This window comes from Gammaproteobacteria bacterium (genome assembly GCA_033720895.1).
GTDB lineage: Bacteria > Pseudomonadota > Gammaproteobacteria > Natronospirales > JAJUFS01 > JAWWBS01.
In genome coordinates this window covers 1-23,462 of the sequence record JAWWBS010000027.1, presented here as the reverse complement: position 1 = coordinate 23,462, position 23,462 = coordinate 1, and the positions used below count along the sequence as shown (strand labels likewise).

Annotated in this window: 24 protein-coding genes and 1 tRNA gene; 4 read left to right on the top strand and 21 right to left on the bottom strand. The window is 63.4% G+C overall.

Annotated features, from left to right (window positions below):
- From R3217_05735 to R3217_05680, 12 genes are all read right to left on the bottom strand, one after another.
- Positions 1-270: hypothetical protein (locus R3217_05735; GenBank protein ID MDX1454942.1), on the bottom strand; the 270-nt coding region annotated here is incomplete at its 3' end.
- Positions 271-364: 94 nt separating this feature from the next.
- Positions 365-1,660 carry an adenylosuccinate synthase gene (locus tag R3217_05730; protein MDX1454941.1) on the bottom strand — a complete coding sequence of 432 codons (1,296 nt, stop codon included), beginning with the start codon at positions 1,658-1,660 and terminating at the stop codon, positions 365-367.
- Positions 1,661-1,723: 63 nt separating this feature from the next.
- Positions 1,724-1,918: a DUF2065 domain-containing protein gene (locus R3217_05725; protein MDX1454940.1), complete on the bottom strand. Its 195-nt coding sequence runs from the start codon at positions 1,916-1,918 to the stop codon at positions 1,724-1,726.
- Positions 1,919-1,927: 9 nt separating this feature from the next.
- Entirely contained in the window at positions 1,928-2,800 is an 873-nt protein-coding gene (hflC, locus tag R3217_05720; GenBank protein ID MDX1454939.1) for a protease modulator HflC, read from the bottom strand.
- Positions 2,800-3,960 (bottom strand): FtsH protease activity modulator HflK, encoded by a 1,161-nt coding sequence (hflK, locus tag R3217_05715; protein MDX1454938.1) that lies wholly within the window; start codon positions 3,958-3,960, stop codon positions 2,800-2,802. Before hflK ends, hflC begins: the two co-directional genes overlap by 1 nt.
- 136 nt (positions 3,961-4,096) lie before the next feature.
- Positions 4,097-5,398 carry a ribosome rescue GTPase HflX gene (hflX, locus tag R3217_05710; protein MDX1454937.1) on the bottom strand — a complete coding sequence of 434 codons (1,302 nt, stop codon included), beginning with the start codon at positions 5,396-5,398 and terminating at the stop codon, positions 4,097-4,099.
- 53 nt (positions 5,399-5,451) lie between these two features.
- Positions 5,452-5,703, bottom strand: a complete 252-nt coding sequence (hfq, locus tag R3217_05705) for an RNA chaperone Hfq (GenBank protein MDX1454936.1) — start codon at positions 5,701-5,703, stop codon at positions 5,452-5,454.
- Positions 5,704-5,873: 170 nt separating this feature from the next.
- Positions 5,874-6,803: a tRNA (adenosine(37)-N6)-dimethylallyltransferase MiaA gene (gene miaA, locus R3217_05700; GenBank protein MDX1454935.1), complete on the bottom strand. Its 930-nt coding sequence runs from the start codon at positions 6,801-6,803 to the stop codon at positions 5,874-5,876.
- A 36-nt stretch (positions 6,804-6,839) separates the two neighbouring features.
- Positions 6,840-8,627, bottom strand: coding sequence for a DNA mismatch repair endonuclease MutL (gene mutL / locus R3217_05695; protein ID MDX1454934.1), 1,788 nt, complete (start codon positions 8,625-8,627; stop codon positions 6,840-6,842).
- 105 nt (positions 8,628-8,732) lie between these two features.
- Positions 8,733-10,106: an N-acetylmuramoyl-L-alanine amidase gene (locus R3217_05690; GenBank protein ID MDX1454933.1), complete on the bottom strand. Its 1,374-nt coding sequence runs from the start codon at positions 10,104-10,106 to the stop codon at positions 8,733-8,735.
- Positions 10,107-10,215: 109 nt separating this feature from the next.
- On the bottom strand, positions 10,216-10,686 hold the full coding sequence (gene tsaE / locus R3217_05685) for a tRNA (adenosine(37)-N6)-threonylcarbamoyltransferase complex ATPase subunit type 1 TsaE (protein ID MDX1454932.1): 471 nt from the start codon (positions 10,684-10,686) through the stop codon (positions 10,216-10,218).
- Positions 10,687-10,716: 30 nt separating this feature from the next.
- Positions 10,717-12,237 carry an NAD(P)H-hydrate dehydratase gene (locus R3217_05680; GenBank protein MDX1454931.1) on the bottom strand — a complete coding sequence of 507 codons (1,521 nt, stop codon included), beginning with the start codon at positions 12,235-12,237 and terminating at the stop codon, positions 10,717-10,719.
- A gap of 23 nt (positions 12,238-12,260) precedes the next feature.
- Between R3217_05680 and queG the strand changes: the two genes are divergently transcribed.
- On the top strand, positions 12,261-13,331 hold the full coding sequence (gene queG, locus R3217_05675) for a tRNA epoxyqueuosine(34) reductase QueG (protein MDX1454930.1): 1,071 nt from the start codon (positions 12,261-12,263) through the stop codon (positions 13,329-13,331).
- Positions 13,332-13,337: 6 nt separating this feature from the next.
- Here the strand turns inward: queG and pgi are convergent, their stop codons facing one another.
- The 7 genes from pgi to pcnB all read right to left on the bottom strand — a co-directional run bounded on the left by pgi (position 13,338) and on the right by pcnB (position 19,972).
- The gene (gene pgi / locus R3217_05670; protein MDX1454929.1) at positions 13,338-14,957 is read right to left on the bottom strand and encodes a glucose-6-phosphate isomerase; all 1,620 of its coding nucleotides are present in this window, start codon (positions 14,955-14,957) and stop codon (positions 13,338-13,340) included.
- Between the two features lie 153 nt (positions 14,958-15,110).
- On the bottom strand, positions 15,111-15,491 hold the full coding sequence (gene panD / locus R3217_05665) for an aspartate 1-decarboxylase (protein MDX1454928.1): 381 nt from the start codon (positions 15,489-15,491) through the stop codon (positions 15,111-15,113).
- 166 nt (positions 15,492-15,657) lie between these two features.
- On the bottom strand, positions 15,658-16,512 hold the full coding sequence (gene panC / locus R3217_05660) for a pantoate--beta-alanine ligase (protein ID MDX1454927.1): 855 nt from the start codon (positions 16,510-16,512) through the stop codon (positions 15,658-15,660).
- 10 nt (positions 16,513-16,522) lie between these two features.
- Positions 16,523-17,350, bottom strand: coding sequence for a 3-methyl-2-oxobutanoate hydroxymethyltransferase (gene panB / locus R3217_05655; protein MDX1454926.1), 828 nt, complete (start codon positions 17,348-17,350; stop codon positions 16,523-16,525).
- Between the two features lie 82 nt (positions 17,351-17,432).
- On the bottom strand, positions 17,433-18,080 hold the full coding sequence (locus R3217_05650) for a deoxynucleoside kinase (protein MDX1454925.1): 648 nt from the start codon (positions 18,078-18,080) through the stop codon (positions 17,433-17,435).
- Between the two features lie 4 nt (positions 18,081-18,084).
- Positions 18,085-18,612, bottom strand: coding sequence for a 2-amino-4-hydroxy-6-hydroxymethyldihydropteridine diphosphokinase (folK, locus tag R3217_05645; protein MDX1454924.1), 528 nt, complete (start codon positions 18,610-18,612; stop codon positions 18,085-18,087).
- Positions 18,599-19,972 (bottom strand): polynucleotide adenylyltransferase PcnB, encoded by a 1,374-nt coding sequence (gene pcnB / locus R3217_05640; GenBank protein MDX1454923.1) that lies wholly within the window; start codon positions 19,970-19,972, stop codon positions 18,599-18,601. Before pcnB ends, folK begins: the two co-directional genes overlap by 14 nt.
- A gap of 156 nt (positions 19,973-20,128) precedes the next feature.
- Between pcnB and R3217_05635 the strand changes: the two genes are divergently transcribed.
- Both R3217_05635 and R3217_05630 read left to right on the top strand, forming a co-directional pair.
- Positions 20,129-20,203: transfer RNA gene (locus tag R3217_05635), tRNA-Glu, on the top strand.
- Between the two features lie 24 nt (positions 20,204-20,227).
- On the top strand, positions 20,228-20,698 hold the full coding sequence (locus tag R3217_05630) for an RDD family protein (protein MDX1454922.1): 471 nt from the start codon (positions 20,228-20,230) through the stop codon (positions 20,696-20,698).
- 9 nt (positions 20,699-20,707) lie between these two features.
- On the opposite strand, the gene lptG is transcribed toward R3217_05630, so the two are convergent.
- Together lptG and lptF are read right to left on the bottom strand one after the other, a co-directional pair.
- Complete coding sequence (lptG, locus tag R3217_05625; protein MDX1454921.1) at positions 20,708-21,778, bottom strand: LPS export ABC transporter permease LptG; 1,071 nt, start codon at positions 21,776-21,778, stop codon at positions 20,708-20,710.
- The gene (gene lptF / locus R3217_05620) at positions 21,775-22,893 is read right to left on the bottom strand and encodes an LPS export ABC transporter permease LptF (GenBank protein ID MDX1454920.1); all 1,119 of its coding nucleotides are present in this window, start codon (positions 22,891-22,893) and stop codon (positions 21,775-21,777) included. Before lptF ends, lptG begins: the two co-directional genes overlap by 4 nt.
- Positions 22,894-23,140: 247 nt before the next feature.
- Here lptF and R3217_05615 point away from each other — a divergent pair.
- Positions 23,141-23,462, top strand: a 322-nt coding sequence (locus R3217_05615; protein MDX1454919.1) for a M17 family peptidase N-terminal domain-containing protein, incomplete at its 3' end; no start/stop codon positions are given.

The window sequence follows — 23,462 nt, the reverse complement described above, 5'->3', positions numbered from 1 at the left end:
GCTGGGTTCGGGAAATTTCAGGTTCAGGTCGGTCGCAATGAGGAAATAGAAGCCACCGCAGGTCAGCGAGGCAAGGACAACGCCAATGACCTTCTGACTCGTCGTGAGGTCGATCAGTCCCAGGCTGTTCATGTAGGACAACGGCAGCAGGGCCGAGATATAGACGAACGCCGCCATCATCGCCTGCTGCCGACGAATGCGTTGCTGGCGCTCTACCGTCTCAGTGTCACTGTCAGCCGGGCCGCCCTTGGCAAGAGTTTCGCGCTCCATGGAGGAAGCATATCCCCATCAGGAGCACCTGAACAGCAGGGTCCGGGCATTGAAAAAGCCGCGCAATGCGCGGCTGTCTTTGTAGCAATGACAATTACTCGTCGAATGGATGCCGGAGGACGATGGTCTCCTTCCGGTCCGGGCCGGTGGAGATGATGTCGATCGGCACGCCAACCAGCTCTTCCAGCTTGTTGAGGTAGTTTCGGGCCGCTTCCGGCAGCTTGTCGATGTCGGTGATGCCGACCGTGCTTTCGCTCCAGCCCGGCATGTCCATGTACACCGGCTCGCATTCGGCCAGGCCTTCTGCGCCCAGCGGCAGGTTCGAGGACTCGCCCTGCTCGGTCTTGTAGGCGGTCGCGATCTTGATGGTGTCGAGACCATCCAGCACGTCGAGCTTGGTGATGCACAGGCCGGTAACCGAATTGTTGATCACGGAACGGCGCATCGCCACGGCATCGAACCAGCCACAACGACGGCGGCGACCCGTTGTCGCACCGAACTCGTGGCCCTTGGTGCCGAGGTGCTCGCCCATTTCGTCGAACAGCTCGGTCGGGAACGGACCGGAGCCGACACGCGTGGTGTAGGCCTTGACGATGCCCAGCACGTAGTCCATGTAGCGCGGACCAAGCCCTGTGCCGGTGGCCGCGCCACCGGCGGTGGTGTTCGAGGACGTCACGAAGGGATAGGTACCGAGATCGACATCGAGCAGCGCGCCCTGCGCGCCTTCGAACAGCACCGAACCGCCTTCTTCATGGATGTCATGCAGCAGACCGGTGACATCCGCCATCAACGGCAGCAGCTCCTCGCCCAGCGCCAGGTACTGTTCCAGGGTTTCCTGGAAGTCGACCGGCTCGGCCTTGAAGTAATGCTGCAGCACGAAGTTGTGGTAATCGAGGATCTCGCCCAGCTTGGCCGCGAAACGCTCCCGATGCATCAGGTCGCCGAAGCGCACGGCACGCCGCGCCACCTTGTCTTCGTAGGCCGGACCGATGCCGCGACCCGTCGTGCCGATAGGATTGTTGCCCCGCGCCTTCTCGCGTTCCTTGTCGAGCGCCACGTGGCTCGGCAGGATCAGCGGACAGGCCGGACTGATACGCAGTCGCTCTCGCACCGGCACGCTGCGAGCTTCCAGCATCTTCATTTCTTCCATCAACGCGATTGGCGACAGCACTACACCGTTGCCGATGGTGCACAGCACATTGTCGCGAAGAATGCCGGAGGGAATCAGGTGCAAGACCGTCTTTTCGCCACCGATCACCAGCGTGTGACCGGCATTGTGCCCACCCTGGAAACGCGCCACGGCAGCGCACTTGTCCGTCAGCAGATCGACAATCTTCCCCTTGCCTTCGTCACCCCACTGGGTGCCGATGACGACTACGTTCTTGGCCATCTTGCTTGCTCGCCCCTGCTTGCGTGGCTGCCCGCAGGCAGCACACAGAAATAAGGCTGCACGTCAGTGCAGCCAGAAAATGACTACGACCCCCAGGCTGATGCTGATCAGCCCGATGACCTGGAGCACCGAATCCGGCTGGCTGAGCGCCGACGCCATCATCTTGCGATAACGGCCTGGCGCCAGTGCCGGCATGATGCCTTCGAAGATGAACACGAGTGCCATCGCCGTCAGCACGTACTCCCAGGTGATGCTCACGTCAGCCGCTTACTTCTTGTTACCGAAGTAGCGGAAGAACTCGCTGTCCGGATCCAGCACCAGCACGTCCTGGCCGTTGCCGATCGACTTGCGGTAGCTCTCCAGGCTTCGATAGAAGGAATAGAACTCTTCATCTTCCTCGTAGGCCAGCGCATAGATCTCGGCCGCCCTGGCATCACCCTCACCACGAATGCGCTCGGCATCACGGAAGGCTTCGGCCAGGATCACGGTGCGCTCGCGATCGGCGGCAGAGCGAATCCGCTCGGCTGCCTCGGCACCTTCTGCACGCAACTGCGCAGCGGTACGGGCACGCTCCTGGGTCATGCGCTGGAACACCGAGGTACTGACTTCGTCCGGCAGGTCGATGCGCTTGACGCGCACGTCAACGATGTTGATACCGAACTCGGTCGCAGCGGCCTGGGCCTTCTGCAGCATGACGTCGACGATCTCGGTGCGCTCGGCGGAAACGACTTCCTTCACGGTGCGCTTGGCGAACTCGTTGCGCAGGCCGTCATAGACGATCTTGACCAGTCGCTCGGTCGCGTTGAGTTCGTTGCCGCCGGTTGCACGATAGTAGTTCTCGACATCGGTGATCTGCCACTTCACGAAGAAGTCGACGATGACGTTTTTCTTTTCCTCGGTGAGGAATTCTTCCGGACGGTTGTCCAGCGTCAGCACGCGGTTGTCGAACTTGTTGACGTTGTGCACGAACGGCGCCTTGAAATGGATCCCCGGCTCGTAATCGGAACGCAGGATCTCACCGAAGCGGAACTTGATGGCATGTTCGCGCTCGGTCACGACGAAGAACGGGCTGCCGCCCAGCACGGTACCAACGACCGCGATCAGCAGCAGGAATGGAAGCAGTGTCTTGAGAGCTCTCATTAGCGGTCTCCCCTTGCGCGTGCATTGTTGCGATCACGCGGATCGCTCGAGGAAACATTCTGGCCCTCGTTGCTCGAGTTCGTCGTCGAAGCCTCGGTACGATTGCGCGAGCCTGCCTGCTTCATCAACTGGTCCAGCGGCAGGTACATCAGGCTGTCGCTGCCCTCGGCGGATACCAGCACCTTGCTGGTATTGCCCAGCACCTGCTCCATGGTCTGCAGGTAGAGGCGTTCGCGGGTCACCCCCGGCGCCTTCTTGTACTCGCGCAAGAGCGCCAGGAAGCGATCCGATTCACCCTCGGCATTCGCGATCTGTTCCTCGCGGTAGGCCTCGGCTGCCTGGATGCGGCGAGCCGCTTCACCACGGGCACGCGGCACGACGTCGTTGGCATACGACTGTGCTTCCAGTTCGAGGCGCTCCTTGTCCTCGCGGGCCTTGATGGCGTCGCGCACGGCCGGCTGTACCGGCGGCGGGAAGTTGGCGTCCTGCAGGTTGACCGTGGTGATCTCGATACCGGTGCCATAGGACTCCAGCGTCGATTGCACCAGCTCCAGGGTGCGGCTGGTAATCTCCTCACGGCCTTCACCCAGCACGAAGTCCATGGTGTTCTTGCCCACCACTTCGCGCACGGCGGAATCGGTCACGTCTTCCAGCGTGACTTCCGGCTCGCGCACGTTGAACAGGAAGGAAATCGGATCGGCACGACGGTACTGGACCGACACGGCAACCGTGACGATGTTTTCGTCGCGGGTCAGCATCTCGGTCTTGTACTGGTACTCGGCAATTTCCGAGACATTCACCTTCTCGACGGATTCGATCGGCCAGGGAATGTGCCAGTGCAGGCCCGGCATCGCCACGTTTTCCTTGGCGTCACCGAACTGCAGCACCACCCCGCGCTCGTAGTCGCGGACCTGGTAGAAACCGGAAGCCAGCCAGATGGCCAGCGCGATGAAGAAGATCAGGCCGGCAAAGGCATTGTTGCCCGCGTTGCCGCTGTCGCCACGGCCGCCGGAGCCGCCGCCAAACAGGCCGTTGATCTTGCGTTGGAGATTACGAACAACCTCGTCGAGGTCCGGCGGGCCGTCCTGGCCACCACCTCGGCCGCGATTACCGTTGTTGTTCCAGGGGTCTTTCCCCTGGCCAGGCTCGTTCCAGGCCATGTTGTACTCCAGTCTATGAAATGGTGTGGACGTCCGGAAAACCTTCCGAGCCGCACACGAAAGCGGATTGTAGCAACGGCCAGCCCCCGGTTAAACGGGATTCGGGCCGCTTGCGGGTGAATCGTCCAGGTAGCGGCTACCAGGCGTCGTCAGGCTCGGTTCGTGGCTCCAGGCTGGCATCCAGCTGCTCGTGGCTCACGAGCTGCCTGTATTCCTTGAGTCCCAGGTCGACCTGGAGTTCCCAGCCACCGTCGTCCGCAGCCTTTTCTTCCCGTACGGCACCCAGCTCGAACAGGCGCGCCCGCGCCTTGCCCTCGGCCGGGCCGAGATGCAGCCAGCCCTGCACGGAGGCTTCGCGAACGCGCTCGGCGATCGCGGCATTCAACATATCGAAGCCCTGGCGTTTCAGTGCCGAGACGAAAACCCGCACCGGCAGGCCTTCTTCATTGCGATCAATACGCGGCAGATCCTCGGTCAGGTCGATCTTGTTGTAGACGACCAGCTGCGGCACCTCCTCGGCGCCGATCTCGGTCAATACTTCGTTGACCGTGGCGATGTGCTCCTCCCTTTCCGAATTGCCCACATCGACGACATGCAGCAGCAGGTCGGCATCACGGGTTTCCTGCAGGGTCGAACGGAAGGCGGCAACCAGGTCATGCGGCAGCTGGCGTATGAATCCGACCGTGTCAGCCAGCACCACGTGGCCACCCACATCCAGGTCCAGCCTGCGTACCGTCGGATCCAGCGTGGCGAACAGCTGGTCTGCCTGGTAGACCTCGGAGCCGGTCAGGGAATTGAACAGCGTCGACTTGCCGGCATTGGTGTAGCCGACCAGCGCCACCGTCGGCGTTTCGTTCCTGAGACGCTTGCGCCGGCCCTGCTCGCGCTGACCCTGAACTTTCTTCAGGCGCTCGGTCAGGCTGCGAATGCGGACGTTGATCAGGCGACGGTCGGTTTCCAGCTGGGATTCACCCGGACCCCGCAGGCCGATACCGCCCTTCTGGCGCTCAAGGTGAGTCCAGCCTCGGACCAGCCGGGTCGAAAGATGTCGCAATTGCGCCAGCTCCACCTGCAGCTTGCCGTCATGTGACTGCGCGCGCTGCGCGAAAATATCGAGAATGAGGCCGGTGCGATCCAGGACGCGGCACTTCAGCAGCCTTTCCAGGTTGCGCTCCTGGCTGGGCGACAGCTCGTGGTTGAAGATGACCAGCTCGCCATCATGCGCCACCACGGCATCGCGAATTTCATCGGCCTTGCCGGTGCCACAGAAGTATTTCGGGTCGGGTGACTTGCGCGTACCGGTGATGATGGCCAGCGGCTCGGCACCCGCCGAGCGGGTCAGCTCCTGCAATTCGAACAGGGATTCCTCGTCATGCTGCGGGGTGAAATCCAGGTGCACCAATACGGCACGCTCGCCTGTCTGCGGGCGATCAAACATGTAGACCTCTGCGCCGTGCAGGCGCGTTCAGGAGGGACTCGCTGAAAACAGGATCAGTTGACGTCGGCTTCAAGCTTGCCGCTGTCATCCAGCTGCATGCGCACCGCGCGCGCTGGCACGATGGTGGAAATCGCATGCTTGTAGACCATCTGGCTGACACTGTTCTTCAACAACACCACGAACTGATCAAAGGATTCGATCTGGCCCTGCAGCTTGATGCCGTTGACCAGGTAGATGGAAACAGGAACCTTTTCGCGACGCAGTGCGTTGAGGAACGGTTCCTGCAGGGATTGTCCTTTCGACATGGACCTCACTCCTTGTTCTTCTTCTAAGGCGACGGGCCCTCCAGCTCGTCGGCAACCGGGTACGAAGCCTTCCCGGCTGCAATTGGAGATACACCGAATATGGTGTCAATTTCGCCGATTACAAGCTGGAATCGTTCCAAAATGTACGACTGAGGACAAAATAGCGAAATTCAGGGCCGGTTCCAAGCAATAAACGCCTCTACCCGGTCTGCCAGCTGGCTGGCGAGTTCCGGATCCGTGGCTTCGAAGACTTCCAGGCCGGATTCGCTCCTCAGCCACGTGATCTGGCGCTTGGCGTATTGCCGCGACGCCACAATCCCCTTCCTGACGGCCTCGTCCAGCGGGAATTCACCCTCCAGGTGCTGCCAGAGCTGGCGATATCCCACCGCCCGCATCGAGGGGCACTCCAGGTCAAGGTCGTCGCGCGACTTCAGGGCTGCCACCTCCGCCAGGAATCCGGCCTCCATCATCTGGCCAAAGCGTTGCTCGATGCGCCGGTGCAGCTCCGCCCGGTCCTGTGGCCAGACGGCCAGCTTGAGCAGCTTGTAAGGCAGTTCATCACGTTGCTCTCCCGCGCGTTGCTCCTGCCAGTGTTCGGTCAGGGTCTTGCCGGTCTTGCGATAGACCTCCAGGGCCCGCTGGATGCGCTGGGTATCGGTCGGTTCGATGCGCGCCGCACTCTCCGGATCGACTTCCGCCAGCACGGCGTGCAGCGCGCCCCAGCCACGCTCGGCGGCTTCGTAGAAGATCTCCTTGCGAATGGCTTCATCCGCTTCCGGCATGTCGGCCAGGCCGTTTTCCAGCGCCCGGTAGTAAAGACCGGTGCCGCCTACCAGCAAGGGCACCTTGCCGCGCTGGATGATGTCGTTCATCAGTCCCAGTGCATCCGCGCGAAATTGCGCCGCCGAATAGCGCTCGGACGGGTCGCAGATATCCATGAGGTGATGCGGATAGCGCGCCAGAGTCTCCGCATCGGGCTTGGCCGTGCCGATATCCATGTCGCGGTAGATCTGCGCCGAATCGACGTTGATCAGCTCCACTGGAAAGCGATCCGCCAATGCCATGGCCGCTGCCGTCTTGCCAGAGGCGGTCGGGCCCATCAGGAAAATGGCAGGAGGCAGGCTCAATGCACTCTCCTACTGCCCACGCAGGAACAGCTGGTCCAGCTGTTTCATGTCGAGCTTGAACCAGGTCGGGCGACCATGGTTGCACTGGTCGGCGCGCGGGGTCTTCTCCATGTCGCGCAACAAGGCGTTCATCTCCGGCACCGTCATGCGGCGATGCGCCCGCATCGACGTGTGGCAGGCATTGTCGGCCAGCGCCGCGTCGATGGTGTTCTCGATGCGCTGCGATTCACCATGCTCGACCAGGTCGGCGAGGATGTCGCGCATCAGGCCCTTGAGATCATAGTCGCGCAAGGCTGCCGGCACAGCGCGCAGGATCACGCTGTCCGGCCCCGCGCGATCCATGTCGAAACCGCTGTTGCGCAGCGAAGCGGCCGCGTGTTCCGCACACTCGGCTTCCTGCTGCGACACTGACAGGGTTTCCGGAATCAACAAGGGCTGCACCGCAACCTCGCCGCTGGCCATCTGCGCCTTGAAGCGCTCGTAGGTAATGCGCTCGTGCGCTGCGTGCATGTCGACCACCACCAGGCCTTCCTCGGTCGCCGCGAGAATGTAGATGCCATGCAGTTGCGCCAATGCATATCCCAGTGGCGGTGCAGCTGACAGCGTCTCGGCCTCCGGGTGGTCGGCCACACCCGCGGCCTGGTGCTGGTCATGGGCGTACAAGCTGGCCTGGAATCCGGCACCCGCGCCGAAGGACGCCGGTCGGTCGTCGCCGAGTCGTTGCTGCAAGCCCCCGGACGCGGGGCCCATGTCGCTGCGCTGGCCGGCTTCATTGCCACCTGCCTCGTTGCCACCCGGACGGGTGTCGGACAGCACCCGGTGCAAGGTGCGGAACAGGAAGTCGTGTACATGCCGGCTGTCACGGAAGCGCACCTCGTGCTTGGTCGGATGCGCATTCACGTCTACCCCGGTCGGATCCATTTCCAGGAACAGCACGAAGGCCGGGTGGCGGCCATGGAACATCACGTCACGGAAGGCCTGGCGAATGGCATGCGCGATGACCTTGTCGCGCACCATGCGACCGTTCACGTAGAAGTGCTGCATGTCGGCCTGGCTGCGGGAAAAGCTCGGCAGGCCGATCCAGCCATGCAGGCGAAGACCGCTGGCTTCGTGTTCGATCACCAGCGCATTGTCGATGAAGCCGTCACCGCAGACATTCGCCACGCGCCGGTCGCGGGCCTGTTCCGTGGTTGCCGGTGGCAGGGCGAGCACGTCCTTGCCATTGTGCGAAAGGCGCACATCGACGTCGAAACGTCCTAGCGCAATGCGTTCGACCACCGCCTGCAAATGCGAAAACTCGGTCTTCTCGGTGCGCAGGAACTTGCGCCGCGCCGGGGTGTTGAAAAACAGCTCGCGCACTTCCAGCGTCGTGCCCTCGGGATGGGCAGCAGGTGCCACTTCTGCGTAATTGCCATGGCCGTCGCCACTGATCTGGAATGCCGATTCGCCATCGGCCGTGCGCGAGGTAATGGAAAGCTTTGCCACCGATCCGATGCTCGGCAGTGCCTCGCCACGGAAACCCATGGTCGCGACACGCTCCAGGTCGCCCAGGCTGGCAATCTTGCTGGTCGCATGGCGCGCTACCGCCAGCGGCAGTTCCTCGGGCGGAATGCCCCGGCCATCGTCGCGAATCCGGATCAGGCGTACGCCACCCTCTTCCACGTCGATGCGGAGCTTCCCCGCACCGGCATCCAGCGCGTTTTCCAGCAGCTCCTTGACCACCGAGGCCGGTCGCTCGATCACCTCGCCGGCGGCGATCTGGTTGACCAGTTGCGGTGGCAGTTCACGAATCGGCATGTCGCGGCAAGCCCTCACCAGGCCCTCGAAGAGAAAGGCGACAAGAGTACCGGCTGGGGGCGAGGCTGCCAACGGCAGCGGGGAAAAGGACGCGATCCAGGCGTGTCAGGTGCCGAGCGGAATGACGAGCTGCTCGCCGACGCTGAGGCGATCGTTGCTCTTGCCGTTGGCGGCACGCAGGGTGTTCACACTGACCTTGTACTGGCGAGCGATGCCAGACAGCGTCTCGCCGGAGCTGACGCTGTGAACCGGCGCCTCGCCATCACCCCGGCCTTGCCAGGCCGCAAACAGCGTCCCCGGCGGCGGGTTCGCGAGGAAATGATCCTGCACGCCCTGCACGATCGCAGCCGCCAGGCGTTTCTGGTGGTTGCGGTCCCTGAGCTTGCGCTCTTCGCTGGGATTGGAAATGAACGCGGTCTCGACCAGGATCGACGGAACGTCCGGTGATTTCAGCACGATGAAGCCGGCCTGCTGCACCTTGGTCTTGTGCGGCCGGGTGACGCTGGCAACGCGATCCATGACGCGCTGCCCCACCGTCAGGCTGGCACTCAAGGTCGCGGTCTGGCTGAGATCCACCAGCACCGAACGCACCACGTCGTCCTTGTCGGCCAGCGACACGCCGCCGACCAGGTCGGCCGCGTTCTCGCGCTCGGCCAGCAACTCGGCAGCCATGCTGGTCGCACCGCGCTCGGAGACTACGTAAACCGAAGCACCGCGAGCGCGACGGTCCGTAAAGGCATCGGCATGGATGGAAATGAAAATGTCGGCGCTGTGCTGGCGGGCCTTCTCACGGCGCTCGCTGAGATAAAGGTATTCATCACCTTCGCGAATCATCACCGCGCGCATGCCTGGCTGGGCATCGACCTGGCGCGCCAGTTCGCGGGCAATGGACAGGGCGACATCCTTTTCTCGTGTACCGCCCGGACCGATGGCGCCCGAATCCTTGCCGCCATGGCCGGCATCGATGGCAACGACCAGCGGCCTTGCAGATGGCCGGACATCCGTCACCGATTTCGACGGCTCCAGCGCCTGTGCCTGCTGCAGGCTTTCGGTCGGTTCCAGGTCCAGCACCAGGCGGTGACCGAAATCGCCACTGGGCTTGACCAGGAAAGACTTGGTACGCGTTCCGCCCGCCAGGTCGAACACCACTCGCAGGTCATCACGCTCGCGGGGTGCGGAACGCACGTTCCGGACCAGCGGCAGGATGTCCAGTGGCAGCGAAATCTCGCCACCGAGACTGCTGGCCAGGTCGGCATTCTCCAGGTCGATCACCAGTCGATCGGGATTTTCGAGGCTGAATACCGAGTGCTCTACCGGTGCGGAAAGATCGAAAACGATGCGGGTGCGTTCCTCGCCATCCCAGACGCGTACGCCACGCACCTCGACGGAAGCCGCCTGCACCGGCACAGCCAGCGCCGCCAGCAACAGTGTTGCTGCGCGCAGGAAATACCGCTTTATCAGGCCTGTGGAATGACGCATTCGGACGCACCCATGATGGTCAGTTCCCCCAAATACTACGTCAAGACAGTCGAAAATCAAGAAAAAGCGATATTTTTTAAAGAGATAGGGGACTTACTTAGAGTGCCACTTAAGCGGTCGCGGGCGCTTGCAGCGCAGTTCGTCCCTCCGGCGTGGCGGCCTCGATGCTCAGGCGGCGGCCGGTCTTTTCCATTTCCAGCGCCAGGATCAGGTCGGCGGGCGGTAAATGGCCTGCGCCCTTCTCGGGCCACTCCACCAGCAGAACATGAGCCGCATCAGCCATGTCCCGCAAGCCGATGAATTCCAGTTCCTCGGGATCTGCCAGGCGATAAAGATCGAGATGCGCCACCGGCAAGCCGTCCGTGTCGTAATTCTCCATCAAGGTGTAGGTCGGCGAACGCACCTTGCCGGCATGACCCATGCCGCGCAGCAGGCCACGTGAAATCGTGGTCTTGCCGGCGCCCAGCGAGCCCACCAGGTAAATGACCAATGACTTGCCATAGGCCATGCAGGCCTGGCCGAGCGCACGGCCCTGATCCAGGGTGGCTGCTTCGTCTTCGAGAAAAGGTTTGAGATCCACGCGAGAGCCGCCTTCAACAACGGGTAAATGTCATTCGTGCTGGTCAGCCGCCTTCAGTACCAGCCGCAAGGCCCGCACGATATCACTGGCAATGGCCCCGCGGGGACCATCCAGGGCAATACGTTCGCCCGCCAGGGCATGCAGCAGCACACCAGCCTGGGCCGCACGGCGTGCCAGTTTGCCATCATCACCGAAACCGCTATGGCTGGCTTCCTCGTGCGCCAGGAAGGCCGCAATGATACCGGCCAGCACATCACCCGACCCCGCCGTGGCCAGTGCAACGCTGCCGGCGGCACACAGCGAGAGTTTGCCACCCGGCGAAGCCACCAGCGACCCGGCACCCTTCAGCACGATATGGCAACCGAAGCGCTCGGCCAGCTCCCGGGCTGCCGTCAGGCGATCATTCTCGATATGCGCCACATCGGTTTCCAGCAAGGCAGCGGCTTCGCCGGGATGCGGGGTCAGCACGGTATCGGCATGCAGGTGCTGCGCCAGCGCCGGCTTGCGTGCCAGCAAGCGCAGGCCATCGGCATCGATGACCATCGGCAGCGCCAATGCCAGCGCCTGTTCGAAGGCCTCGGTGCCCCAGATGTCGGCACCAAGACCCGGTCCGGCCACGCAGGCCGTGATGCCGGCCGGCACGCCATTTTCCAGGGCATCGACCATCAGTTCCGGTCGTGCCGCCTGCACCGCCAGCACGCTGTCGGCATGGCAGCGCACGCTGACCTTGCCGACGCCGGAACGCATGGCACCCTCGGCGGCAAGCCTCGCGGCCCCCGGCATCCCGGCTTGCCCGGCGATCACCAGGAGGTGGCCAAACTCGCCCTTGTGACCAGCCTGCCGACGTCTCGGCAGCAGGCCCGGCAGGTGACGCCGCTCCAGCACATCGCACAAGGCCGGCCGGTCGGCCGGATCGAAATCCTTCGTGCCGAGATCATGGAATACGATCTCGCCGCATACGTCAGGGCCACGACCGGTATGCATGCCAGCCTTGCGCGCCACGAAGGTCACCGTCAGGTCGGCCGCAATCGCGGCGCCCAGAACCCGCCCGGTGTCGGCGTGCAGGCCGGAGGGAATGTCGGCGGCGGCCACCGGCAGCCCGGCGGCGTTGGTCGCTTCGATCGCGGCCCGCCATTCACCCTCGACCTCGCGGTCCAGGCCCGTGCCGAACATCGCGTCGATCACGCAGTCCGTCCCGGCAGGAAGGCCCTGCTCGAACGGCGCGATATCGACACCGGCATCACGCGCCGCCTCCCAGGCATCGGCGGCGGCCTCCATGAGGTGCTCGGGGGACTTGAGGTAACGCACCGTGACATCCATGCCCTGCTGCTTTGCCAGGCGGGCAAACACATAGCCATCACCCGCGTTATTGCCGCCGCCCGCCAGCACGCAAGGCGCCTTGCGAGCCGCATAGCGCTGGGTGAACTCGGCAAACAAGGCCTCGCCCGCCTCGCACATCAACTGGTAGGCACTGAGATCGCGATGCTCGATCAGGCGCGAGTCCCACTCGCGCACTTGCTCGGCACTGTAGAATGTCGAATCCAGACTCATGAACCCAGTATACGACCTCAGCCATGAACCGCGACCCGCAGGCACAAAACTCGCCGGAAACACTCGCCAGACTTGCCCGTGAGCAGGCGCTGGCGCTCGGTTTCGACGCCGTCGGCTTCACCTCGCGGCCGCTGGCCGACGACGAGCAGAAGCTTGCGCAGTGGCTGGCCGAAGGCCGGCATGGCGACATGGAATGGATGGCACGACATGGTCACAAGCGCTCGCGACCGGCCGAACTGGTCGAGGGCACGGTCTCGGTCATCAGCGTGCGGCTGGATTACCGCCCCGACGAGCACAACGACCCGGTCGAGCTGCTGGATCATCCCAGCAAGGCCTATGTCTCGCGCTACGCCCTCGGTCGCGATTACCACAAGCTGCTGCGCAATCGACTGCAGAAACTCGCCACCGAACTTGAGGCATTGATCGGTCCCTTTGGCTATCGCGCCTTTGTCGACAGCGCGCCGGTGATGGAAAAGCCGCTGGCACGCGATGCCGGGCTGGGCTGGATTGGCAAGCACACCAACCTGCTGCAGGAAAAAACCGGTTCGTGGTTTTTCCTGGGCGAGCTCTACACCGACCTGCCCTTGCCGCAATCCGAGGCCGCGACCGATCATTGCGGCTCCTGCACGCGCTGCATCGAGGTCTGCCCGACCCGGGCCATCACTGCGCCCTACCAGCTGGATGCCCGGCGCTGCATTTCCTACCTGACCATCGAAAACAAGGGCGCGATCCCGGAGGAATTCCGGAAGCCGATGGGCAATCGCATCTACGGCTGCGATGACTGCCAGCTGTTCTGCCCCTGGAACAAGTTTTCGCAGGTCAGCAAGGAGGCCGACTTCCTGCCCCGGCAGTCGCTGGATGACATTCCGCTGACGGACCTGTTCGGCTGGAGTGAATCGGAGTTCGAGGAAAAGCTGGCCGGCTCGGCCATTCGACGCATCGGCTTCGAGGCCTGGTTGCGCAACATCGCGGTAGCGCTGGGCAATGCAAGGACCAGCGATGCGGTGATCGATGCCCTGCAAGCCCGCCGCGACCATCCGTCCGAGCTGGTCCGTGAGCACGTCGCCTGGGCGCTCGCCCAGCACGGCGCGTGAGCATCCTCAGCGCTTGAGGCGTTTCACCCAGGCTTGCGCCACGGCATCGTGGCGATCGCCCAGTCCATCACCGGCCAGCGCCGCATCGATATCGCCCGCCAGTGCCTTGCCGAACTCCACGCCAAACTGGTCGAAGGGGTTGATGTTCCAGATCACGCTCTGCACGTACACCTTGTGCTCGTACATGGCGAGCAGCGCACCAAGGCGGCGGGCGTCGAGTCGATCCAGCATGATCAGGCTGGACGGGCGATTGCCGGGAAAGACCTTGTAAGGCACCAGGCCCGCTTCGCCCTTTTCGTCGGCACTGGCAAGCACTTCCTGCTCGGTGCGACCCACGTTCAGGGCCTCCATCTGCGCCAGCGCATTGGCCAGCACGGCATCGCGATGCTCGGGGAAATCGCCCTCCACATCATCGACCATGATGACATCCAGCGGCACCCAGCCGGTGCCCTGGTGCAGGTGCTGGAAAAACGCATGCTGGGCATTCATGCCGACATTGCCCCAGATGACCGGTGCGGTGCGGTATTCCACCGGCTGGCCGTCACGGTCGACCTGCTTGCCATTGGATTCCATTTCAAGCTGCTGCAGGTAGTCCGGTAGCAGGTCGAGGGCGTTCGAATACGGCAGCACGCCATGCGATCCGACGTCGAAGAAATTGATGTTCCAGATGCCGACCAGGGCCAGCAGAATGGGCAGGTTTTCGCGCGGCCCCACTGTCCTGAAATGCCGGTCCATGTCCCGGGCACCGGCCAGCACATCCAGGAAGCCATCGCGACCAAGCTTGATCGCCAGTGGCAGGCCGACCGCCGACCACACCGAGTAGCGCCCGCCCAGCGCCGGATCGAAACCGAGCTGGCGTTCGGCCGGGATCCCGAAGGCCGCCATGGCGTCGGCATTGGCCGACACGCCGATGAACTGCTCGGCCAGCACCTGGTCGACGTCGACCCCGCGCCGGTCCGCCAGCCAGTCACGCAGGGTAGCGGCATTCAATACGTTCTCAGCCGTCCGGAACGACTTCGAAACCACGCTGACCAGGGTCCGCTCGGGATCGAGTCGCGCCAGCAGGCGCTGCAAGGTGTGGGGGTCGGCCGTGGTCAGGAAATGCACCTGTTGCGGCGAGGAGGCATCGTCGTCCAGCGCCTCCAGCAGCAATTCCGGACCAAGGTGCGAGCCGCCAATGCCGATGTGCACGATGTCCTTGAAGGCACCGCCCGCCGGCGCGGCAAACGTGCCGTCGCGGACCTGCTCGGCCAGCGCCAGCATCGCTTCCCGCTGCGCAACGACCTGCTGCATGATGTCGTCGTTGCAGACGCCATCATCCGCCTCGGCCCGGTAGGCAACATGCAGCGCCGCCCGTCCCTCGGTGTGATTGACGGCATCGCCGCGCCACAAGGCTTCCAGCCGTGCCGGGAAATCACGGAGTCGCAGCAGCTCGAGAAGGGCATCCAGTACATCATCGTCGATACGCTGGCGCGACACGTCGAGCTGGATGCCGGCCCCCTCGAACAGGTAACGATGGGCCCGCGCCGGATCCTCGTCCAGCAGCTCGCGCAGGCTGCGCCCCTGCCATTCGCCCCGGAGCTCGAGCAACTTCTGCCATTCTGGTGTGGCGGTTATCGTATTCAAGCAGCACGGTCCTTGTCGGCAATCGCGACGGTTTTCATCCCGTTGGTCGTTCCGGTATTCATCCCGGGGATTCTACGCAAAATGCTCGCGGCAAGTGAAAAAGCCACCGTCAGGGACGGTGGCTTCATGATTCGACAAACCTGGCGACTGGCTTCAGGCAGCCTGCACCGGCGTGGTGTTCTTGGTACCGGTCACGTTGTTGTGCTCGTCCAGGTAGACCAGGCTCGGCTTGTGCGCTGTTGCCTCGGCTTCGGTCATCGATGCATAGGCACAGATGATCACGCGGTCACCCGGGCGCGCCTTGTGGGCAGCCGCACCATTGACGGAAATGATCTTGGAGCCGCGCTCGGCCTTGATCGCATAGGTCGTGAAGCGCTCACCACCCGTCACGTTGTAGATGTCGATCTGCTCGTACTCGCGGATGCCAGCGGCCTCCAGCAGCTCGGTATCGATGGCGCAGGAGCCCTCGTAATCCAGCTCCGCGTGGGTCACGCAGGCGCGGTGAAGTTTGCATTTCAGCAAGGTCAGGTTCATTTCCGGTTCCTGATGAATCGATTTTTCGTGTGAACTCCCGGACGACGCGGTCCGGCGTGAAGTCTCGAGCGACGCACTGTCACGGCAACAACTGGCCGCCAGTCAATCCGCGTATTGTATCGCGAGGGATTTCCGGGGCTCAAGGCCGGAATCGGTCTAAGTCAGGTCAGCTGGCAGCATTTACCGGCAAGTTGTCGATCAATCGCGCCTTGCCAAGCCTTGCCGCCGCCAGAACGACGACCGCTTCCGCATCGGCTGCGGCGACCTCCTGCAGGGTGTCGGCATTGCGGATGGTGAAGTAATCCACCTCGAATCCGGCCCGGGCCAGTCTCTCGCGGCCCGCTTTTTCCAATACCGCCACCGACTCACCGGCCTGCAAGCCCTGCGCTGCGGCCCGCAATGCCTGGTAAAGCTCTGCCGCCTGCTCACGCTCGGCAGCGTCGAGGTACTGGTTCCTGGAACTCAGCGCCAGGCCGCTGTCTTCCCGCTTTGTCGGCAGGCCGATGATCTCGACCGGCAAGGCCAGGTCGCGAACCATGCGACGAATCACCTGTAATTGCTGCCAGTCCTTCTCACCGAATACCGCCGCATCCGGCTGGACCATGTGGAACAGTCGCGCGACCACCGTGGCGACGCCACGGAAATGGCCCGGGCGTGACTGGCCACAGAGGATGTCGGAGATTTCCGGCACCTCGATGAACGTGGTCGCCTCGGTACCACCGGGATACATGGTCTCGACATCCGGCAGGAACAGCAGGTCGCAACCGGCTTTGACCAATTGCTGCGCGTCCTGGTCCTCGGTGCGCGGGTAGGCACCGAAATCCTCGTTCGGCCCGAACTGCATGGGATTGACGAAAATGCTGGCCACCACCCTGTCCGCCACTTCGCGGGCCTTTTCGACCAGCGCCAGGTGACCCGCATGCAGGTTGCCCATGGTGGGCACGAAGGCCACGCGCTCGCCCGCGAGGTGCCAGTCGGCAACGCGCTGGCGCAAGTCTTCCAGTTGGCGGGATACGTGCATGGGCGCAGGCTCAGTCGAAGCCGTGTTCGGGACCGGGATAGGTACCATCGCGCACTTCCGCGACGAATTGCTCGATCGCGGCGGCATTGCTGCCGGCGGTGGCCATGTAATTCTTGGCGAACTTGGGTTTCTTGCCCGGCGTGATATCGAGCACGTCGTACAGCACCAGGATCTGGCCATCGACATCGGGACCGGCCCCGATACCGATCACCGGCACGGCGACTTCCTCGGCAATGCGTTTCGCCAGTGCGCTCGGAACACATTCCAGCAGGATGATGTCCGCCCCGGCGCCTGCCAGGGCAACGGCATCGGCCACCATCTGCTCGGCCGCATCGGACTCGCGGCCCTGCACCTTGAAACCACCGATCTTGTGTACCGATTGCGGTCGCAGGCCGAGATGGGCGCAGACCGGAATGCCATTGCCGGTCAGGTAGCTGACCACTTCCAGCTGGTTGACATGCCCTTCCAGCTTGACCATCTGCGCGCCGCCTTCCTGCATCATGCGAGCGGCATTCTCCAGCGCCGCCTGCGGCGTGGCATAGCTCATGAACGGCATGTCCAGCATCAGCAACGCCCGACCGAGGCCGCGGGCAACCGCCTTGCCGTGGTAGATGATGTCATCGACGGTGACCGGCACGGTCGTGGCATGCCCCTGGATCACCATGCCCAGGCTGTCACCAACCAGCACCACATCCACGCCCGCCTCGTCGACCAGCGCCGCAAAGCTGGCGTCATAAGCCGTCAGCGAGGTGATCTTCTGCCCCTCGGCCTTCATTTTCGCCAGGCTGGCCACCGTGACCGGCTTGCCGTCGTGACGCTTGTCGGGACTGGAATACATGGTCGCTCGGATCCTGTTTCGTGCTCAGGGATGCAAAGACTGCCGCGCCAGACCGGCGCTTGCAAGCTTCATGGGGCGCCGCTCAGACGAAGTCCGGCACCGGGTTGAAGTACTGCCGCCCGCTGCCCGCAGATTCGATCGCCTTCACCAGCTGGGCAAAGTCGGCGTCGTTGTCCACCGGGTTGATCTGGGTGGCGTTGACGATCAGCAACGGCGAGCGGTCGTAATTGTGGAACAGCCGGGCGTAGGCATCGGTCAACCGCTCCAGGTAGCGCTGCTCGATCTGCTGCTCGTAGGCAATGCCGCGCTTTTCGATCCGCCGCATCAGGACGTCGACCGGGGCCTGCAGGTACACCACCAGGTCTGGCGCCGGCGCATTCACGGCCAGGTGCCGGTAAGTCTGCTGGTAGAGATTCAGTTCGTCCGGCTCCAGCGTCAGCTCGGCGAACAAGCTGTCCTTTTCGAGCAGGAAGTCCGCCACCCGCACCGGATTGAACAGGTCGGACTGGTGCAGCTCCCGCAACTGCTGGGCGCGCTGGAACAGGAAGAACAGCTGGGTGGGCAGCGCATACTGTCGCGGATCGCGGTAGTAGCGTTCCAGGAAGGGATTCTCATCGGCCTGCTCCAGCACCAGGTCGCAGCCGTAGTGCTCGGCCAGGCGGCGCGCCAGCGAGGTCTTGCCAACACCGATGGGACCCTCCACCACCATGTATTTCGGCCGCTTGTTCATGTCCTTATCGTGCCCATCCGTCGTCCGGTTCCAGCTTCTCCAACCCGTCGCCCGACACCGCTGCCGCGAGTTCGCTGACCGTGCCGAGTCCCGGCACGTCGAGCTGCGGATCGATGTCATTGAGAGGATACAGCACGAAAGCGCGTTGCCCCACGCCGGGATGCGGCAGGCTCAGGCGCTCGACGTTTTCGACGCGCTCGCCATATATAAGTATGTCCAGGTCCAGTGTCCGCGGTCCCCAGCGTCGCTCGCGCTTCCTGTCATGCGCAGCCTCGATGGCCTGCAGGGCATCAAGCAGTTCGAGCGGGGGGAGCGTGGTGGCGAGGCGTGCCACGGCATTGAGAAACCATGGCTGGTCCTGCGGACCCAGAGGGGGAGATCGATAAAGGGGAGAGATGGCGTCAAGCGTGCTGCCCGGCAGGTCTGCCAGCGCCGCGACGGCGCGCCGCAGCTGCACCTGCGGATTGTCCAGGTTGCTGCCGAGGCCGATCCAGCTGCGGACCGCCACGCTACCCGACTCAGTCCTTGTCATCGGCCTTCGGAGAACCACCCGACTTGCGGCGACGACGGCGACCACCGCGCCTGCGACGGCGACCGGATTTTGCCGCACTGCCATCATCCGCTTCCTTGCCACCGGGACGATTGCCCAGCTCGGAGATCATCTGCTGCTGGCGCGAGGCATCGGCTTCCTGGAACTCGGTCCAGAAATCCGCCACCTCCTGCTCGATCTCGCCATTTTCGGCACGCAGCAACAGGAAATCATAGGCGGCGCGAAAGCGCGGATGCCCAAGAAGCCTGAGCGCGCGCTTGCCGGAGCGGGTCTGGAAACGGGTCTGCAATTGCCAGACTTCGCGCATGGGCGTCGAGAAACGGCGCGGAATCGACACGAACTGCTGCTGCTTGCCGGCCACCTCGTCGGCCGCGACCTGCATGGCCTCGGCGGGTGACACGCCCTCCTCCTGCAAGGCTTCGTAGCGCTGCCGTACCGGCTCCCAGAGCAGCACGGCAAACAGGAAGAACGGCGTCACCGGCTTGCCATCCTCGATGCGCGCGTCGGTGTTGCCAAGACCCATGGACAGGAAATTCAGGGCGCTGGCCTTGTCGCTGGCCTCGATGGCCTCGTCGGTCAGCCTGAACATCGGTCGGAACAGGCGGTAATGCCGCAGCATTTCCAGGGTCTCGGCGGCACGACCGCCCAGGAACAGTTTCAGCACTTCCTCGAACAGGCGTGCGGCCGGAATGTCTTCGAGCAGGTTGGCCAGCTCGCGAATCGGCTGCGCGGTCTTTTCCTCGATACGGAACCCGAGCTTGGTCGCGAACCTCACGGCGCGGATCATGCGCACCGGGTCCTCGCGGTAGCGGGTTTCCGGGTCGCCGATCAGGCGCAGCAGGCCTGCCTTGAGGTCGGCAACACCATCGACGAAATCCACCACCGAGAAATCGGCGATGTTGTAGTAGAGCGCGTTGACCGTGAAGTCGCGACGGATGGCGTCTTCACCCATGGAGCCATAGACGTTGTCCCGCAGGATGCGACCGCTGTCGTCGAGATGCTGCTCGGGATGTTCGCTGTCTTCGCGGTTGGCGCGGAAGGTGGCCACTTCGATGATGTCGCGGCCGAAGCGCACATGGACCAGCTTGAAGCGTCGGCCGATCAGCCGGCTGTTGCGAAACAGGTCGCGCACTTCTTCAGGGCGCGCATTGGTCGCAATGTCGAAGTCCTTGGGCTCGTGCCCAAGCAGCAGGTCGCGCACACCGCCACCGACCAGGTGGGCATCGAAGCCTGCCTTGTGCAGTCGGTAAAGCACCTTGAGGGCGTTTTCCGAAATGGATTGCCGGGAGATGCCGTGGTCCGGCCGCTCGATGATCTGCTTTTGGGGTTCCTGCTGGGACACTGCTGTCAACATCCTGTCACCAGGTCGGCACAACAAAGGTACCTGGCAAACGCTCGTGATTCTTTGGAGTCTTGTCTATCTGTCGCTCCGAATTGCCGGTATACTAGCACCCCGCGACGCTGATGCAGCAAGCGCGACGTCAAAACACGAATCAAAGCTCCCTTCGTCTAGCGGTTAGGACGCGGCCCTCTCAAGGCTGAAACACGAGTTCGAGTCTCGTAGGGAGCGCCATCTTTCCCCTGCCAAGCCCTTGCCATGAATGACAGCCCGGACATTTCCACGCTCGCCGCAATGAACGCCAGAACACGGCTGCGATGGTTCCTGCGCCGGATCGCCTGTGCGGTATACGACGGTCTCATCCTGATAGCGCTGTTCATGTTCGCCACCGCGCTGCTGATGCCATTCACCGGCGGTGCGATCGATCCACCACCTTACAACCTGCTGTTCGACCTCTACCTTGCACTGGTGGGTTGCGGTTACTTCCTGCTGGTGTGGAAGCGCGACGGCCAGACGCTGGGCATGCGCGCCTGGCGACTGCGGGTCATCTCGAAGGACGGCGGAAAGCTGGGCGCCGGCGATTTGCTGTTGCGCCTCGCCCTGGGGCTCGTCGGCTGGCTGGCCCTGGGGATCGGCTGGCTGTGGATGCTGGTCGACAAGCAGGGTCGCGGCTGGCAGGACCTGGTCGGCAACAGCGCGCTGGCCAGCGTCCCGAAACCGAAGAAATAATCCCCGCCGCTACGGCACGCGCCGCAGGAAATGCAGCGCCAGCAAGGCCGTCAGGGCCGTTGGCAGGCCGGCCGACAGGAAAGCCGGCATGCTGAACACGATGCCGACCTGGCCCGCCGTCAGGTTCACGATGTAGAACACCACACCGATCAACACCCCGAACATCACTCGCTGGCCCGTACCGACCGTGCGCAAGGGACCGAACACGAACGGCAATGCCAGCACCACCATCACGATGATCGACAGCGGCATGATGGCGCGCTGCCACCAGGCATGCTTGTAGGAACGGACATCCAGCTGGTTGCGCGACAGGAAGTCGGTGTACTCGGACAGGCCACGCAGCGACAGCTTGTCGGGATCGACCACGAACAGGCGCAGCAACTGGGTATCCAGCAACGATCGCCAGGCCAGGCGGTCATGCCGGCGTGACTCGATGCGTTCCTCGTCGATAACCGTTTCGGCCACATCCAGCAATTGCCAGCCTCCGTCCGGGTCGGCCACGGCTTCCTCGGCAACCAGCATGCGCTTGATCCGGGCGCCCTCGCCCAGCTCGTAGAGGCTGACGCCCTTGAGTCGGTCGGCGTCCAGCATCTGCTGCACGTTGAACACGAACTGCCCGTCGCGTGCCCAGACGCCGCCGCGGGCAAGATAGCTGATGCGATTCATGCGTGCCGAAGTGCGCAGGGCCGAGGCACTCTGCTCGGCGTTCGGTGCGACGAATTCACCCAGGCCGGCGGTCAGCAGTGCCAGCACCAGGCCACCCAGCAGGGAAGACCGACCCAGGCGGACTGTCGAGATGCCGGCCGCCCGCATCACCATCAATTCATTGCCGGCCGCGAGATTGCCCAGGCCCAGCAGGCTGCCGAGCAGCACCGACATCGGCATCAGTTCGTAGACCTGCTGCGGCATGGACAGCAAGGTGAACTGGATGGCCTCGGAAATGCCATAGGTGCCCTGGAAGTCATCCATCTGCCCGACCAGCACCAGGAAGCTCGAGAGCGCAGCCAGCAACAGGGCCACCAGCAGCGAGCCGGCAATCACCTGGCGCGCAAGGTAGCGATCGAGCACGCCGAACATCATGCTGCCGCCTCCCCGTTGGACCTGCCGCGTGGCCAGAGCCGCGCCAGGTTCCAGTGCGTCATCTTTGCCAGCAGGACGAATCCGACCAGTAGCGCAAGGAGGTGCACCGGCCACAGGCCGGTATCCGGTGACAGCCTGCCCTTCTCCAGCCACACCTGGGCCACACCCAGCAGGTTGGAGTAGACGACATACAGCAATACGCCGATGACCACGCGTCCATAGCGGCCCTCGCGTGGTCGGGTCTGTGCCAGCGGTACGGCGATGAACACGAGCAGCAAGGTCATCACCGGCCCGCTGATTCGCCAGTGCAGCTCGGCAATGTCGCGCGGGCTGTCCGAAATCAGCAGTTGAACCGTCGGTACGCCATCGCGCTTGAAGGTGCGGAAATCCGGATCATCCTGGCGGATCTGGATGCCGTGCTCGGCAAAGGAGTAGGTCCGGTAGTTGGCATCGCCGATCACGCCGTCGTAGCGCCGCCCGTCATTCAGCACCAGGAAACGCTGGCCGGTGGCCTCGGAACGCACCTGCTCGCCCTCCGCCGCACGAATGGCAACACTTTCGCCATCCGTCTTGCGTGCGGCGACGAAAACGCGCGAGAGAATGCCGGTGTCGCTGTCCGCGGATTCGGCATAGAAGGCAACATCGCCGTCCTTGGAGGTCTTGAAGCGACCGGACTCGAACACCCCTAGCTCCGCCTGCTTCTCGGCAATGCGCCGCGACTTCAGCGCTTCGCTGGCAGCCCAGGGACTGGCAAAGAGGTTCAACCAGGCGACCAGCAAGGCACCGGCCAGGCCCAGCACCAGCACGGGCCGGTAGACATCGCGCACGCCGACGCCACAGGCGAACATCGCCACCATTTCCGAATCCCGGTACAGCCGCCCGAACGCGGTCAGCAGGCCGATGAACAGGCCCACCGGCGTCAGCACGGTCAGGAAGCCGATGCAGGCATAGCCCAGCAGTTCGAACACCGCCGGGCCCGGCAGGTTGCCGGAAGCTGCCTCGCCAAGGAAGCGGGCAAAGCGATGCGCGATGATGATGACCAGCAACACCGCGGTCACGGCAAACCAGGCGCCAATGGCTTCACGCAGCAGGTAGCGGTCGATGATACGAAACACGCCTCAATGCCTCCGGAAATTCTTGTACAGCGCGGTTTTTTTCAAAAGCCACCCGGTTTCGCTAGAATGCGCCTTGCCGCGCCTCGAGTTCGGTAGCGCGCCCTGCCCGCCATCATACTGGCTGACCGCCGCCAATGGCAGTCGCCCGATGCAGGCAAACATGATGAAACGTGCAGGATGAGATTCCATTCCAGCGCCGGTCAACAACACCGGCAACGGTCCCCAGACATTCGTTCAGGAGATTCACATGCAGTTCATGGTCAAGACCGGCAAGCTCGCCGGCATCAAATCGGATTGCGTCGTGGTCGGCGTCTTCCAGGGTCGCAAGCTGTCCGCTGCTGCCACTGAAATCGACACCGCCAGCAAGGGCTACCTCAAGGCTGCCATCAAGGATGCCGGCTTCGAAGGCAACGTCGGCCAGGCGCAGCTGCTGGTCAAGGTGCCGGGTCTCGGCACCAGCCGCGTCATGCTGCTCGGCCTCGGCAAGGAAGCGGACCTCGATTCGCTGACACTGCAGAAAGCCGTGAAGTCCGCTGCCAGCCAGCTGGTCGGCACCGACATCAAGCACG